Annotated in this window: 13 protein-coding genes; 6 read left to right on the top strand and 7 right to left on the bottom strand. The window is 69.8% G+C overall.

Annotated features, from left to right (window positions below):
* Positions 1–2: 2 nt before the first annotated feature.
* From QSK35_RS15440 to QSK35_RS15420, 5 genes are all read right to left on the bottom strand, one after another.
* Positions 3–872 carry a peptidase inhibitor family I36 protein gene (locus QSK35_RS15440; protein WP_285746565.1) on the bottom strand — a complete coding sequence of 290 codons (870 nt, stop codon included), beginning with the start codon at positions 870–872 and terminating at the stop codon, positions 3–5.
* Positions 873–994: 122 nt separating this feature from the next.
* Positions 995–1,648, bottom strand: a complete 654-nt coding sequence (locus QSK35_RS15435; protein ID WP_285746564.1) for a polysaccharide lyase family 7 protein — start codon at positions 1,646–1,648, stop codon at positions 995–997.
* Positions 1,649–1,716: 68 nt separating this feature from the next.
* The gene (locus QSK35_RS15430; protein ID WP_285746562.1) at positions 1,717–2,781 is read right to left on the bottom strand and encodes a sensor histidine kinase; all 1,065 of its coding nucleotides are present in this window, start codon (positions 2,779–2,781) and stop codon (positions 1,717–1,719) included.
* Positions 2,774–3,439 (bottom strand): response regulator transcription factor, encoded by a 666-nt coding sequence (locus QSK35_RS15425; protein ID WP_285746560.1) that lies wholly within the window; start codon positions 3,437–3,439, stop codon positions 2,774–2,776. The genes QSK35_RS15430 and QSK35_RS15425 overlap by 8 nt, the downstream gene beginning before the upstream one ends.
* A 9-nt stretch (positions 3,440–3,448) precedes the next feature.
* Complete coding sequence (locus QSK35_RS15420) at positions 3,449–3,997, bottom strand: VanZ family protein (RefSeq protein WP_285746558.1); 549 nt, start codon at positions 3,995–3,997, stop codon at positions 3,449–3,451.
* 204 nt (positions 3,998–4,201) lie between these two features.
* Here QSK35_RS15420 and QSK35_RS15415 point away from each other — a divergent pair, with 204 nt between their 5' ends.
* On the top strand, positions 4,202–5,506 hold the full coding sequence (locus QSK35_RS15415; protein WP_285746556.1) for an MFS transporter: 1,305 nt from the start codon (positions 4,202–4,204) through the stop codon (positions 5,504–5,506).
* Here QSK35_RS15415 and QSK35_RS15410 read toward each other — a convergent pair.
* Entirely contained in the window at positions 5,503–6,522 is a 1,020-nt protein-coding gene (locus tag QSK35_RS15410; protein ID WP_285746554.1) for an Lrp/AsnC family transcriptional regulator, read from the bottom strand. The genes QSK35_RS15415 and QSK35_RS15410 overlap by 4 nt on opposite strands.
* Positions 6,523–6,641: 119 nt before the next feature.
* Between QSK35_RS15410 and QSK35_RS15405 the strand changes: the two genes are divergently transcribed.
* The 5 genes from QSK35_RS15405 to QSK35_RS15385 are packed head-to-tail and all read left to right on the top strand — an operon-like array spanning position 6,642 to position 13,213.
* Positions 6,642–8,126: an amidohydrolase family protein gene (locus tag QSK35_RS15405; protein WP_285746552.1), complete on the top strand. Its 1,485-nt coding sequence runs from the start codon at positions 6,642–6,644 to the stop codon at positions 8,124–8,126.
* A complete protein-coding gene (gene cuyB, locus QSK35_RS15400; RefSeq protein WP_285746550.1) occupies positions 8,123–8,851 on the top strand; it encodes a cysteate racemase in 729 nt (242 codons plus the stop codon). Before QSK35_RS15405 ends, cuyB begins: the two co-directional genes overlap by 4 nt.
* Positions 8,842–9,831, top strand: coding sequence for an asparaginase (locus QSK35_RS15395; protein ID WP_285746544.1), 990 nt, complete (start codon positions 8,842–8,844; stop codon positions 9,829–9,831). The genes cuyB and QSK35_RS15395 overlap by 10 nt, the downstream gene beginning before the upstream one ends.
* Positions 9,832–9,867: 36 nt before the next feature.
* Positions 9,868–10,302, top strand: coding sequence for a VOC family protein (locus QSK35_RS15390; RefSeq protein WP_285746542.1), 435 nt, complete (start codon positions 9,868–9,870; stop codon positions 10,300–10,302).
* 40 nt (positions 10,303–10,342) lie between these two features.
* Positions 10,343–13,213, top strand: a complete 2,871-nt coding sequence (locus QSK35_RS15385) for a hypothetical protein (protein ID WP_285746540.1) — start codon at positions 10,343–10,345, stop codon at positions 13,211–13,213.
* Here QSK35_RS15385 and QSK35_RS15380 read toward each other — a convergent pair.
* Positions 13,210–13,767 (bottom strand): hypothetical protein, encoded by a 558-nt coding sequence (locus tag QSK35_RS15380; protein WP_285746538.1) that lies wholly within the window; start codon positions 13,765–13,767, stop codon positions 13,210–13,212. The two genes, QSK35_RS15385 and QSK35_RS15380, sit on opposite strands and share 4 nt — an antisense overlap.
* Positions 13,768–13,770: the final 3 nt, after the last annotated feature.

The raw sequence follows: 13,770 nt of genomic DNA, 5'->3' as shown, positions 1-13,770 counted from the left end.
GATCAGTCGCCGTAAGGGTTCTGCATCGAGACGTGAACGTGGTCGTAGTGCCCACCGGTCACACCGGACCCAGCGGTGTAGTTGCGCCAGCCCTCGGACGACCGGGCGACGCTCCAGATCTTGCCCTGCCAGATCACGTAGCGGACGTCGAGCTTGGCCGCGTACTTCTGCAGCCAGCGGGCCAGCTTCCAGCCCTGTTCCTTCTGCGCCGCGTTCGGGTAGGTCCCGATCCCGTTCGAGATCGTGCAGTCGAGCGCGTTGCCGGTGTTGTGGTTGCTCGTCGACGGCTCGTTGCTGCGGTAGTCGCCCACCCAGCAGTCCTTCTCACCGGTCAGCCGGGCGATCTGGTCGTCCACGAACTGGGTGCGAGCGGTGGCGTGCGGCGCACGCGCGGTCGCCGACGGGTTCGGGTTGTTCGGCGGCGCCGCGTAGGTACCGCCGCCACCACCGCCACCGCCGCCGTTGTCATTGAACTTGTGCGCGGCGTTCTCGTTCTTGAGGTCCGAGTTGAGGTTGGCCTTCACGCCGGACGCGATCGTCTGCTTCGGGCCGGAGTACCCGCTGTTGAAGTACACCGTGACCGGGCCGCCCGTGCGGTTCCACACGGCGGCGGCGTTGTTCTTCACGCACTTGCCCTGACCGTTGCCCGCGCTCTTGAACTCGTAGCAGCTCGGCTGGTCGTCGCCGTAGTCGGAAATCGACGTGTCGAAATCGGACAGCGAACCCTCCTGGTCGCTGTTGAAGTAAAGGCAGAACTCGCCTGCGTCACAAACCCCGTTGCGGTCCGCCGCGGCCGATGCCGGGGCGGTGGCGAAGAACACGCTCGCCACCGCACCCACCATCGCCAACAAAGTGAATCTCTTCAACGCCATAGCCCCTCATCGGCAGTGCGGGAACCCCCCACTTGTGCAGGGGAAGCTTCGTGGCAAAAGCATCGCCACTACCGCTGACACTTCGCTGACACCCGCGACTGCCGACTTGTCAGGACTCCGAGCTACTTCCGGTAGAAGTGCACGTCGCGCCACTGGTGCTCGGCACCCGCGGTCTGCAACGTGCCGTACACGCCGTACTTGAAGTAATGATCGCCCTTGGGCCCGTTGTTGGTGTGCACGAGCTTGCCGTTGATATAGATGGAGTAGCTGCCGCCGGTGGCGGTCGCATTGTGGGTGACGTTGATGTGCACCCATTTGCCGTAGATGCCGCTGATCAGGTCCTTGCCGCCACCGCGCAGGGTGCCGCCGTTCTTCGAATAGGACCTGATCATCAGGGTGGTGGCGCCGTCACCGTCGTTGCCGAAGATCTGCATGGCGCTCTCGTCGTTTGTGCCGGAGGTCACCTTGAGCTCGCCCTCGAACTGCCGCTGGCCGGTGCGGTAGTTGTCCTGAATGCGGGCCTCGACCCGGTTGGACCCGTTGTTGAACAACTTGAAGGTCTGCACTCCACCGGACCGCGAGTAGGAACCGCCGGGACCGGAAGCGCTGTTGGTGCTGCTCGGGTAGCTCGTGATTTTTCCGCTGCTCTGGATCTGCAGGTTCCACGAGGGGTGATGTTCGGTCCAGCCGCTGCCCACCGGACCGGCGAGCGCGGTCGACTGGGTGAAAACGACTGTCAGGGCAGCAGTGCAGGCGATTGCCGCGAAACGTCGCATGGTGCTCCTTGTGTGGCATTGCAGGGGATAACACACAGGCGGCAGCCATGGAGAGTGTGGCCTGAATCTCAGCGTCGCGCCAGCATTCCGGGGAATCGGGCGGTAACCAGGAGGCCTCCGGCGGGACGGGGTGTGAGGTCGAGGGTCCCGTCGTGGGCCCGGACGACGCTGTGCACGATGGCCAGCCCGAGGCCGACGCCGGCGTGCTCGTCGGTGCGCGTGCGCTCGGTTCCGCGCTGGAAGGGTTCGGTGAGCGTTGGCACCAGGTCCGGCGGGATCGGCGGGCCCGTGTTCTCGACCCGCAGCACGGTCGCACCCGACCGCTGTTCGGTGTGGACGGTCACTGTGCCGCCCTCCGGGAGGTTGTGGACGATGGCGTTCTGAACGAGGTTCGTCACCGTCCGCAGCAGGAGCTCCGCGGAACCGGAGGTAAGCGCTCTCTCGCCGGTGACGCCGAGCGTGATCCCGCGCTGTTCGGCGAGTGGCAGCAGCGTTTCGGTGGCTTCCTCGACGATCAACGAGAGGTCGACCGGCTCGCGGGTGAAGTTCCCGCCGCGGCTGAGCACCAGGAGAGCCTCGGTGAGGTCGATCGCCCGCCGGTTGGCGGTGTGCAGGCGTTCGATGATCTCGCGCTGGTCCTGCGCGGGGTCCTTGCGCGCGACGTCGAGCAGTGCCTGCGAGATCGCCAGCGGGGTGCGCAGTTCGTGCGAGGCGTTCGCCGCGAACCGCCGCTGCTCGGCGACATGGGACTCGAGCTGTTCGAGCATGGTGTCGAACGCGTCGGCGAGTTCGCGGAACTCGTCGGTGCGGCCTTCCATGCGGATCCGGTGGGACAACGAGCCCTCCGACGCCTTCCGGGCCGCGTCGGTGATCCGCGTGAGCGGCGAGAGCATCCGGCCGGAGAGGAACCATCCCGCGACGAGGCCGAACACGAGCAGCAACGCCAGTGCGATCGCCGCGGCCCGGCCGAAGATGCGCGAGAGCAGGTACCGGTTCGGGGAGATCCCGAGCAGACCCTGCTCGCTGTCGGGCACGTAGCGCAGCAGGTACAACCACACCAGGGCCAGCAGGACGGCACCGGTGACGAGGACGATTCCGGCGTAGCTGAGGGTGAGCTTCAGGCGGCTAGACATGAACATCGATCCGGTAGCCGACCCCCGGCACCGTGGCGATGAGCCATGGTTCGCCCAGCCGTTTGCGCAGCGCGGAGACGGTGATGCGCACGGCGTTGGTGAACGGGTCGGCGTTCTCGTCCCACGCCCGCTCCAGCAGCTCCTCCGCGCTGACGACACCACCTTCGGCCGCGACGAGGACTTCGAGCACCGCGAACTGCTTGCGGGTGAGCGCGACGTAACGTCCGTCGCGGAAGACCTCCCGGCGGAAGGGGTCCAGCCGCAGGCCCGCGACCTCGCGGACCGGTGGCCGGGAGATCGCTCTCCTCCGGTCGAGCGCGCGCAGCCGCAGCACGAGCTCCCGGAGCTCGAACGGCTTGGTGAGGTAGTCGTCGGCGCCGAGCTCGAACCCGGACGCCTTGTCGTCGATCCGGTCGGCGGCGGTGAGCATGAGGATCGGGATGCCGCTGCCGGAGGCGACGATCCGCCGGGCGACCTCGTCGCCGGACGGGCCGGGGATGTCGCGGTCGAGGACCGCGAGGTCGTAGGAGTTGACGCTGAGCAGTTCCAGGGCGGTGTCACCGTCACCGGCGATGTCGGCGGCGATCGCTTCCAGCCGGAGCCCGTCCCGGACGGCTTCGGCCAGGTGGAGTTCGTCCTCCACGATCAGCACGCGCATATCCGCAGCCTAGGCAGGCTCGCGTATCGCCGGCATATCCGAACCGGCCTTGGCACGCCACCAGGGGTACGACACGAGCGCGGCCAGGCCGGCGCCGGCGGCGTTGAGCAGCACGTCGTCCACAGAGGACACGCGATCGAGCTTCAGCACGTACTGCGCGATCTCCAGGAAGGCCGAGGCGCCCGCCGCAAGCGCCAGAATCCGCGGCACGGATGCCAGTGCCGCGAACCGCAGCGGGGCGAAGAACCCGAACGCCGCGAACACCAGCATGTTGCCGACGATCTGGCCGGTGTCCATCGAGAGCAGGTCGCGCAGCGGTACCAGGCTCAGCTCACCGCGAGCCTCGTCGCCCGGCAACATGATCATCCACACGCCTGGGACCGTCCCGTACACCATGGCGACGTCGGCCAGCGCCAGCCGCCACGGTCGCGCGATTCCCTTGGCGCGCCTACGGAATCCCATGATCACCACGACCAAGGCGGCCACCGGCAGTGCGACCACAGTGCTGGCCACCACTCCGGTGAACGTGCCGACCCAGTCCGTCCACCGATTCAACATGCCGAACTCCCCCTCCCGCTGGGTGATCTCCATGCAAAACGAAGGACGGTTGCCGTGGCGTATGCGATTTTCGATATGCCCGCGATACGCGGCCGATGTCCGAAGACTGCAAATCACGGCCGGACGCGACCGGTTCCTGCATCGCCGCCCCTTCTGCCGTACCCCCGACCACGGTGATAGCCCCCCGACAGCAGGAGGAACGCGATGAAGACCGACCTCGATGCGCCTCGCGCCGGCACGGGCACCTACCCCTGCCGTCGACAGCGGGTGCGCACGATCATCAGCACGGGCGCGGGCAACGCGCTCGAATGGTTCGACTGGAACATCTACGCGCTGTTCGCACCGTTGATCGCGACGCAGTTCTTCAACCCGCAGAACTCCTTCTCCGCGCTGCTCTCGACGCTCGCGGTGTTCGCGGTGGGGTTCGTGATGCGCCCGCTCGGTGGCTTCCTGTTCGGCTGGTTCGCCGACCGGCACGGACGCCGGGCATCGCTACTGCTGTCGATCATTCTCGGCTCCGCCGGCTCGCTGCTGATCGGCGTCGCACCTTCATATGCGACCGCGGGTGTGGCGGCATCGGTGGTGCTGCTGGTCGCCCGGCTGCTGCAGGGGCTGGCCTACGGCGGTGAGGCCAGCGCCTCGTACACGTACATCTCCGAGTCCGCGCCCTCGCACCGCCGGGGTCTGTGGTCGAGCACGATCTACGTCTCCGGCGTCGCGGCCATCCTCTTCGGCACGCTGCTCGGCGCCACGCTGACCTCCGCGCTCACCAGGCAGGACATGGCCGCCTGGGGCTGGCGGGTGCCGTTTCTCATCGGCGGAGTGCTCGGCATCATCACGCTCTTCCTGCGTCGCAAGCTGAGCGAGACACGGCAGTACGAGCAGGCTCAGGCGCAGGAACGAACCGTGTCGCTCGCCAGGGGCCTCTGGGAGAACCGTGGCGCGGCCCTCCGCGTGATCGGGCTCGTCGTCGGCGTCACCGCGTTCTTCTACCTATGGGTGGTCGCCGCCCCGGCGTATGCGATCAGCGTGCTGCACATGGACCCGTCGGCCGCACTGTGGTCCGGCGTCATCTCCTCGTCCGTCATGATCGCGGTGATCCCGCTCGCCGGAGCGCTGTCCGACCGCTTCGGGCGCCGCCCGAACTTCCTCATCTTCACGCTCGGCGCCGCGGCCCTGTCGTTCCCGTTGAACCGACTCATCCAGGGCGGGGAGATGTGGCAGCTCACGCTGGCCATGTCGATCGCGGGCGTACTGCTGGCGGTGGTCACGTCGATCCTGCCCGCGTACCTCGCGGAGCTCTTCCCCACGCACGTGCGCGCGTCGGGGATCGGCCTGCCCTACTCGATCGCGGTGGGGCTCTGCGGCGGCACCGCGCCGTACCTGCAGACCTGGCTGGCGGGCACCGGCAACGGCGACCTCTTCATCGGCTACACCGTCGTCCTGCTGCTGCTCGGGGCCGTGGTCGTCCTGGCGACGCCGGAGACCAAGGGCAGGCCGTTGAACTAGGCGAGCCCGGAGATCTCCTCCCACGGATCGATCGGGACCGCCTCGACCGCCCGGCCGGCCGTGTCCAGGATGCGTCCGTAGAGCTTTTCCTGACGCAGCACGACACTTCGGTCGAGGATCTTCGCGTACGGCACGGCGTGCAGGATCTGGACGATCTGCCGGTGCAGGTCGGACACCTGCCGCAGGCCGATGCTGAGCAGCAGGTTGCGCTCGTCGGCGATGGCGGCGCAGGTCCGGACCTCCGGTCGCCGGCCGAGCACCCGCCCGGCCTCGTCGAGCCGGTCCTCCGGCACGTGCAGCCAGATCACGGCGGCGCTGGGCCAGCCGACCGAGCTCCGGGCGACGTCGCAGCGGAACGCCACCTCGCGACGGGACATCAGCGCGGTCAGCCGCCGCTGCACGGTCCGGGCGGACATGCCCAGAACCTCGCCCAGCTCGGCGTGTGTGCGCCGCCCGTCGATGCTGAGCTCGCGGAACATCGCGCGGTCCGTGGGCCCGAACGGCCGGGCCCGTTCCGAGGACCGCTCCGGGTACGCCTCGCGCAGCCGATGCACCTGCTGGCGGCCGAGCACGTGCAGCCGCCAGCGCCCGGTCGCCTCGAACATCCGGGTCACGAAGTAGCTGCGGGTCCGGGCCACGCCGTCCAGCCGGGGCAACCCGACGAGCAGCAGCTGCGACATCGTCGCGAAGTCGGAGGTGACCAGCAGCGCCCAGAGGTCCTGGCGGCCCGCCGTGTACTGGACCGTGAGGACGCTGTTCCACCGGGCGATGGCCGCCGCGACTGCCGTGCTGGCGCCGCGCTCGCACTCGATCTCGACGACCACCACGCACAGCTGCCCGGCCTCGTGCGGTCCGAACGCGACGGACACCCAGGCGAGCCCGTTCTCCTGCAACCGGGCCCAGCGGCGGGCCGCGGTGACCGGGTCGATCTCCAGGACGCGGCCGATCAGGGTCCACGAGGCACGCGGGTTGACCTGGAGGGCGTCCAGCAGCTGGAGATCGGTTTCGCTGAGCATGGAAGTCGCTTTCCGGCGTCCAGGACACCCTCTGTGTCCGTTTGCTGCGAGTTCAGCGTGGTCATTATCCGTGCTGGCACGGTGCAGGGACAGCCCAGGCACGAGGAGAGTCAGCCGGTATGGATCACGTCCACGATCTCGCGTTGTGCGCGGGCCGGGTGATCGATCCGGAGACCGGCCTCGACGCCGTGCGGCACGTCGCCGTCGACGACGGACGCATCACGGCGGTCTCCGAACAACCGCTCCGGGCCCGTCGCGTCGTCGACGTCACCGGACAGGTGGTGGCGCCGGGGTTCATCGACCTGCACAGCCACGCGCTGACCCCGACATCGATGCGGCTGCAGGCGTTGGACGGCGTGACGACCGCGCTGGAGCTGGAGGCCGGCGCCCCCCGGCTGGAGGGGGCGTACCGGGACGCCGCGCTGGAGGGTCGTCCGATCAACTACGGGTACTCGGCCTCGTGGGCGGCGGCACGAATGTCCGTTATGGACGGTCTGGACCCGCACACCATGAGCACCCACCTGACCGCTCACATGAGCGGACCGCGTTGGGGCGTCGAAGGAACCCCGGACGACACGCGGCGGATCCTCGACATCCTGGAGTCCGAACTCGAGCTCGGCGCGCTCGGCATCGGTGTCCTCATCGGTTACGCCCCGCACGTCTCGCATCGCGAGTACCTCGAAGTGGCGCGGCTGGCGGCCCGATACGACGTGCCGACGTTCACCCACGCCAGGCACAAGAACGGCGCGGAGCCGGGTACGGCCCTGCAGGGCATCCAGGAGGTCGTGGCCGTCGGACTCGGCACCGGAGCGCACATGCATCTGTGCCACATCAACAGCACGTCGTTGCAACAGATCGACGTGGTGACCGAACTCGTCGGCAACGCCCGCGCCCATGGAGTCCGGGTGACCACCGAGGCGTATCCGTACGGCGCGTCGATGACAGCCATCGGGGCGGCCTTCCTGCACCCGGACAACCTGCCCCGGCTCGGCATCACCCCGTCCCACATCGTCTACACGCCGACGGGCGAACGACCGGCCAGCGCTCGCCGGCTGATGCAGCTGCGCACGCGGGACCCCGGCGGTCTGGCCGTGATCCGGTACCTGGACGAGTCACGCGCCGACGAGCAGGACCTGTTGCGCCGCGCCCTGCTGTTCAACGACACGATGATCGCCTCCGACGCGATGCCGCTCCAGGGCCGCGGCGGGACGCGGCTGAAGGGAACGGAATGGCCGCCGCCACCTGACGCGATCACGCACCCGCGCAGCACCGGCACGTTCGCCCGCACCCTGCGCACCCTTGTCCGGGAATCCGGCCTGCTGACCCTGCCCCAAGCGATCCGCCGCGCCACGCTGCTGCCCGCGCAGACATTGGAGCGCATGTGCCCCGACGCCGCCCGCAAGGGACGAGTGCAGCCCGGCGCCGACGCGGACCTGGTCGTGTTCGATCCGCTCACCGTTCGCGACCGGTCCACCTATGCGGACCCGACGCGCCCTTCCCGTGGGTTCTCACAGGTACTGGTGGGCGGCCAGTTCGTAGTGCGCGATGGTGAGATCGACGTCGGCGCGATGCCAGGCCGGGCGCTGCGCGGGAGGCGGCCATGACGCGTCGGGGACGCGCACTGAAAGTGGGAATTCTGGGCGGAATGGGCCCGGCGGCGACCGCCGATTTCTATACGAAGCTCGTCCGCTCGACCCCGGCCGTGACCGACCAGGACCACGTGCCCGTGGTCATCTGGGCCGATCCGACGATCCCGGACCGGACCGCCGCGCTGCTCGGTCAGGGGCCGGATCCCTCACCGTGGCTCGAACAGGGAGCACACGCCCTGGTGCTGGCGGGCGCGGAACTCCTGGCCATCCCGTGCAACACCGCCCATGCCTTCCTGGACACCGTGCGGTCGGCCGCCTCCCCAGTCCACGTGCTCGACATGGTGGCGGAGACCGCCGCGGAGGTGGCGCGCCTGCAACCCGGCGCAACGGTGGGCGTCCTCGCCACCACCGGCACCCTCAAGGCCGAGCTGTACCAGCACGCCCTGGCGGGCCGCGGCCTGACACCCCTGGTTCCCGACGACACGACCCAGCTGGGGGTCATGTCGGCCATCCGCCACGTCAAGGCGGGCGGTGACCTGGCCGAAGCCCGGCAACTGACAGCGCCGGCGTTGCAGTCGCTCTACCGTTCGGGCGCTACCGCCGTGGTGGCTGCGTGCACGGAGATTCCCCTGCTCCTGCAGTCCTCAGACGTCGTGGACGCCACCGCGGTCCTGGCCCGAGCGGTAGTCCGCCGCGCGCTGGCCGATGTCCGTGCGATCGAAGGAAACCCATGCCACTGACCGGCCGGCACGTCGCCGTCTTCGCCCTCGGCGGCACCATCGCCACCACCGTGGATCCGCTGACCAGCAAGCTGGCGCCCGCGTTGTCGGCAGAACAACTCCTGCAGGCCGTCCCCGGTCTGAACACCCTGGGAGTCCGGCTGCGCGTCCACGACTTCCGTCGCCTGCCCAGTGCCTCACTGTCCATAGCGGACATCGAGGAACTGCGCGCCGCGATCGTCGGCTCCGGCCCGGTGGACGGCGTGGTGGTCGTCCAGGGCACGGACACCATGGAGGAGACGTCGTTCTACCTCGACCTGCTGTACGAGGGCGAGGCACCGATCGTCTTCACCGGAGCCATGCGCAACGCGACCATGGCCGGCCCCGACGGCCCGGCCAACCTGCACGCCGCCGTCATCGCGGCGGCCGGCCCGTGGCTGCGGGGTGCCGGCTGTGTCGTCGTCGCGGGCGATGAGGTGCACGCCGCCCGCACCGTCCACAAGAGCCACACGACCAGGCCCGCGGCCTTCACCTCGCCGGGCTCCGGCCCGCTCGGGCTGATGGTCGAAGGACAGGTGAGGCTGCACCAGCAGTTGCCCCGCAGGACCGTCGGCCCCGCGGAGATCGGCACGGAGCCGGTGCGGGTGGCGCTGCACACCGTGTGCCTCGGGGATGACGGCACCCAACTGGACCTGCTCGAAGGCCGGTACGACGGACTGGTCGTCGCGGCCCTGGGCGCCGGGCACGTTCCCGAATGGCAGGTCCCCCGGCTCCGCCGGCTCGCTGCGCAGATCCCCGTCGTCCTGGCCTCGCGCATCGGCGATGGTCCCGTGCTCACCAACACCTACAGCTATCCCGGCTCCGAACGCGACCTGCTCGCCCACGGACTGATCGCGGGCGGCTCGCTGAGCCCGTACAAGGCCCGGCTGCTCCTCCACCGGCTCCTCGCCACCGGCTGCCGTGACCAAGCCCGCATCGCCGAAGCCTTCAGCGCCTATTAGGACCGCACCGCCCGGACAGGCCATTACGATGGCCGCATGGGGTCGATCAAGAAGTTCCAAGTCACCTTCGACTGCGCGGAACCCGAGCGTGTAGCCCGTTTCTGGTGCGAGGTGCTGGGGTACGTCGTTCCGCCGCCACCGGAGGGCTTCTCCACTTGGGACGACTACGACCGCTCGCTGCCGCCCGAGCGCCAGGGTGCGGCGGCCGTCGCCGTTGATCCCACCGGGGAGGGCCCGCGGCTGTACTTCCAGCGCGTTCCCGAGGGCAAGGTCGTCAAGAACCGGGTGCATCTCGACGTACGGGTCGGCACCGGTCTCGTGGGTGAGGAACGCCTGGCCGCACTTCAGGCCGAGCAGGCCCGGCTGACCGCGCTCGGCGCGACGACCGTGCAGGTACTGCTGGCCGATGAGTTCAACGAGTCGTGCATCTCGATGCAGGACATCGAGGGCAACGAGTTCTGCATCGACTGAACGCCAAATCCGGTGGCATCGCTGCGCGATGATGGTGTCGATGTCCATCCAACTGGCGTTCGGGATCACAGCCGGACCTGGGTTGCGCTGCTGGCTGCCCACGTCGGGTGATCGAGCCACGCCCAAATCCGCCACCGGCCGGGCCGGCGCGCATCCACCGGGTTCCCCGGTCGCCGTCGGCCCGGCCGATGCGGAACCAGAGGTGGTCCGGGAAGCGACCAGGCAGCTCGCCGTGCTGGTGCGAAGTGGACCGGAAGCGGCCGGGGCGGGCGTCGATCTCGGCGGTGGCTTCACCTCGGCACGATTGGCCGGCGCCCACGGTGACCGGCGCGACGCGGTGCTGGCCGCGCTGAAAGTCCTCGACGGCGCGCACCGGCTGGGCGACCGGACCGCCGTTCTCGTGGCGATGTTCGGGCCGTTGGCGACCAAGCGGGTCGGCGCGGCCGCACACACGGCGGTCGCCGAACAGCGCTGGGCGGCGCTGCGACTGGCCTCGGCGGCGTCGGACCTCCTCGGGCCGGAGCAGCTGGAGCGGGTACTCGAGCTGCGCGCCCCGGACGGGATCGACCCGTTCCCGCGCGGCGCGGCGTCCACTTTGGCCGGTCACCTGTCCCGTGTACTGGCGGGGTATCCACGGCCGCGGCGGCTGACACTGATCATCAGCCTGTGGGACCACGTGTGCGCGCTGCTGGTCGAGCGGCAGCGCCAGGACCGCCGAGCCAAGTCACAGACTCGGATCGACCGAATCGACAAGCTCCGCGAGCGCCACCGCGCCCACTTCGACGAGCCGATCATGCAGCAACTCTCCTGGGCAGTCGGTGACCGCCCGACGCTGGCGGCCGCGGCTCGCTGGCAGCCACCTCAGTGGTGGACCGCACGGGAGCTCGGCCGTCTGCTGCACGACGCCATCGCGGCGACCGCGCTGCTGCGCTTCGCCAGGACCATGTCCGACGAAGGCCTCGCGGTCGCCGCCGAGAAGCACCGCGCCGAGCTGGTCGCGGCCGACGCGTGTCTCACCGAGGACGAGCGGAACGCTGCCACTCGGCGCCCCGAGGGCGGCTACACGCACCCGGCGCGGCCAGGCTGCTATGTCCACCAGCTGGTTCAGGCACTGAGTCCGGATAGGACGATCAGCGCCAAGACCGAGGCGAAGGTGAGGACACGCGTCGCCATGGCTCGCAACTACGGCGTGGTCGTCCTCGACGCCGTGGCCGAGTTGCTCGCCGACCTCGGCGACCGCCCGCTGCACAACTGCTGGGACACCTGCCGGCCGTGGCATGTGTCGCAGTTGCACGGATGGCGCGCCGCGGCTGGGTTCTCGCGGTCACCGAGTAGCTGGGAGCAGCCGCCACTGACCGACGCGCACGCCGACGGCCCGGCGCAGACGCTGGCACAGCGGATCGCCGCCGCGAACCCGGCGGATCCGGCCGCGCTGGAAACACCGCACGACCTGCTCTGGTTCGCCGACCTCGCCGACGCACTGGCACCCTTCTACGGCAACGAGTCCGCCACCGTGCGGCACGGGCGGTCCGCGCCGGAGCTCGACTACGCCACGCAGGCGCCCGGCAGGCCACGAGCCGACGTGGCGCTCGCCGCCGCCGGGGTCGCGCAGCTGGTCATGTTCGGCGCGACCCCGCCGCCCCGCTGCGGCGGCTGGACGGAGCTGGCGGCCGGGGTCAGCGCGGCCGCGGTGGTCGCCGAGGCGAGCATCGGCGCTTTCCCGATCCCACCGGAAGTGTCTGCTATGGACAGACAGGTCCTCGCCGGCACCGAGCTGTCCGTGGAACTGGGCCGCGAGCCGAGGCAGCTGGCCGAGTGGTCCGGCTACATGGGCAACTGCATCGGTGAGTCGTGGTACGCCGACGAAGCGCGCAAGGGCCAGTGCGTGCTGATGGCGCTGCGCGACCCGGTCGGCGGCCGCATCGTCGCCAACCTCGACATCCGGCGGCACACCGGCGGTTGGCACATCCACGAGCTGCGCGCGCGGTTCAACGACGACGTCGCCCCAGCGCTGGAAAAGCACATCAAACGGTGGGTGGACACGATCCCGGCACCCGTGCCGTCCGCACCCGAGCCTCTGCTGCCCGTCCCGCCGGTGCGGGCGCGGGGCGGTTCGGCGCGCCGTTCGGCGGCGGGGCGCCTGCCCGCCCAGCTCACCGGCGCTTTGACCACCGCGATGGAGCGGGAACTGGCCTCGGCGCCGGTGACATCGGCGCGAAAGGCTTACGCCGCGCTCGCGCGTGAGCTCGGACGACCGGGTCAGCCTGCCGACTTCGAGCCGGAGGCGGCGGTGATCGCACTGAAACGCCTGGGGCCGGCCGAACTCGTCGACGTGCTTCGCGCGGCTCTCAACGCCGGGCTCGGCGCCGCGGTCCTGTGGCGGGCGACTCGCGTTCGACCGCTGGCCGCCGCGGTGGGCAGCCTCGATCCAGGACTGCGCGAGTACGACCGGCTCCAGACCCTCACCGACGGCTCACCGCTGCCGAGAACGCTGCGCGCGCTGGTGCGCCGCCCGGAGATCGCGCCGGCCCACGCGATGGACGTCGTGGCGCGGGCCGTCCGCGCGGCAATGGGCGGACTGACCGGCGATGACGCGCTGGCCAGATCGGTGGCACGCCGGCCGTCGGCCGAGCTGCTGTGCGCACTGGCCATCGCGACGACGTGCAACAGATCCACAATGGACGGAGCGGTCCAGGTGGTCGCGGCGAGAAAGACCACGGTTCCCGGCTTTCCCACCAGCGACCTGTCCGACGAGCACGGGCCGTGGCAAAACGCACTGCCCGCGGCGGCCGAACTCGGCGCGCCCGTGGAGCTGTTCTGGCAGCGCGTCGCCGAGCACGGCCTGCTCATCCCGGCGGCGCTGTTGCCAAAGGGCGGCTGGGCCACCCTTTGGCGCCGCGCACATCGCTAACCGCGGACTCGGGTATCCACGGCGATCCAGTTCGTTTCCCACGTCGTTCCGCCGTCGGCCGAGAACGCCTGCTCGAACCTGGCCGTGTCCGCACCCTGGCGGTGGATGAGGAAGCGCACCTTGATCGGACGGCCGCCGAGCTGGTCGTCGCCGAAGAACTCGCCCACGCCGTCGTGGAACCCGCCGTACACCGCCGGGGTGAGCAGACCGTCGCGGATGTTGACGAACGTCAGGCTCCACCGCTGCGCCTGCGGTTCGTACAGCCGCAGGCTGAGGCCTTCGATGCGTCCGTTCGTCCCCGAGACGGCGAGCTCCACGACGTTCGCCCGCCGGTCCAGGAGCGGACGGACAACGCTGGTACCCGTGAACTGAAGCCACTGGTCGGGCGACTCCGAGAGCGGCTCGGCGAGAACCCGCACCGAGGTGCACCAGGTGCCGATCTCCCAGTCGAAATCTCGTTGGCCATCAGTCGAGGCGTTGCCCGACGCCGTCATCGCGATCAGCATGAGGACCGAAAGGCCCGCGGCCAGGATTCGTTGGTATGGCAGGGTCATGGT

This window comes from Lentzea sp. NBRC 105346, assembly GCF_030269605.1.
In the GTDB taxonomy this organism is placed as follows: Bacteria; Actinomycetota; Actinomycetes; order Mycobacteriales; family Pseudonocardiaceae; genus Lentzea.
The sequence above is the reverse complement of the archived record's forward strand: the minus strand, read 5'-3'. Positions and strand labels throughout refer to the sequence as shown.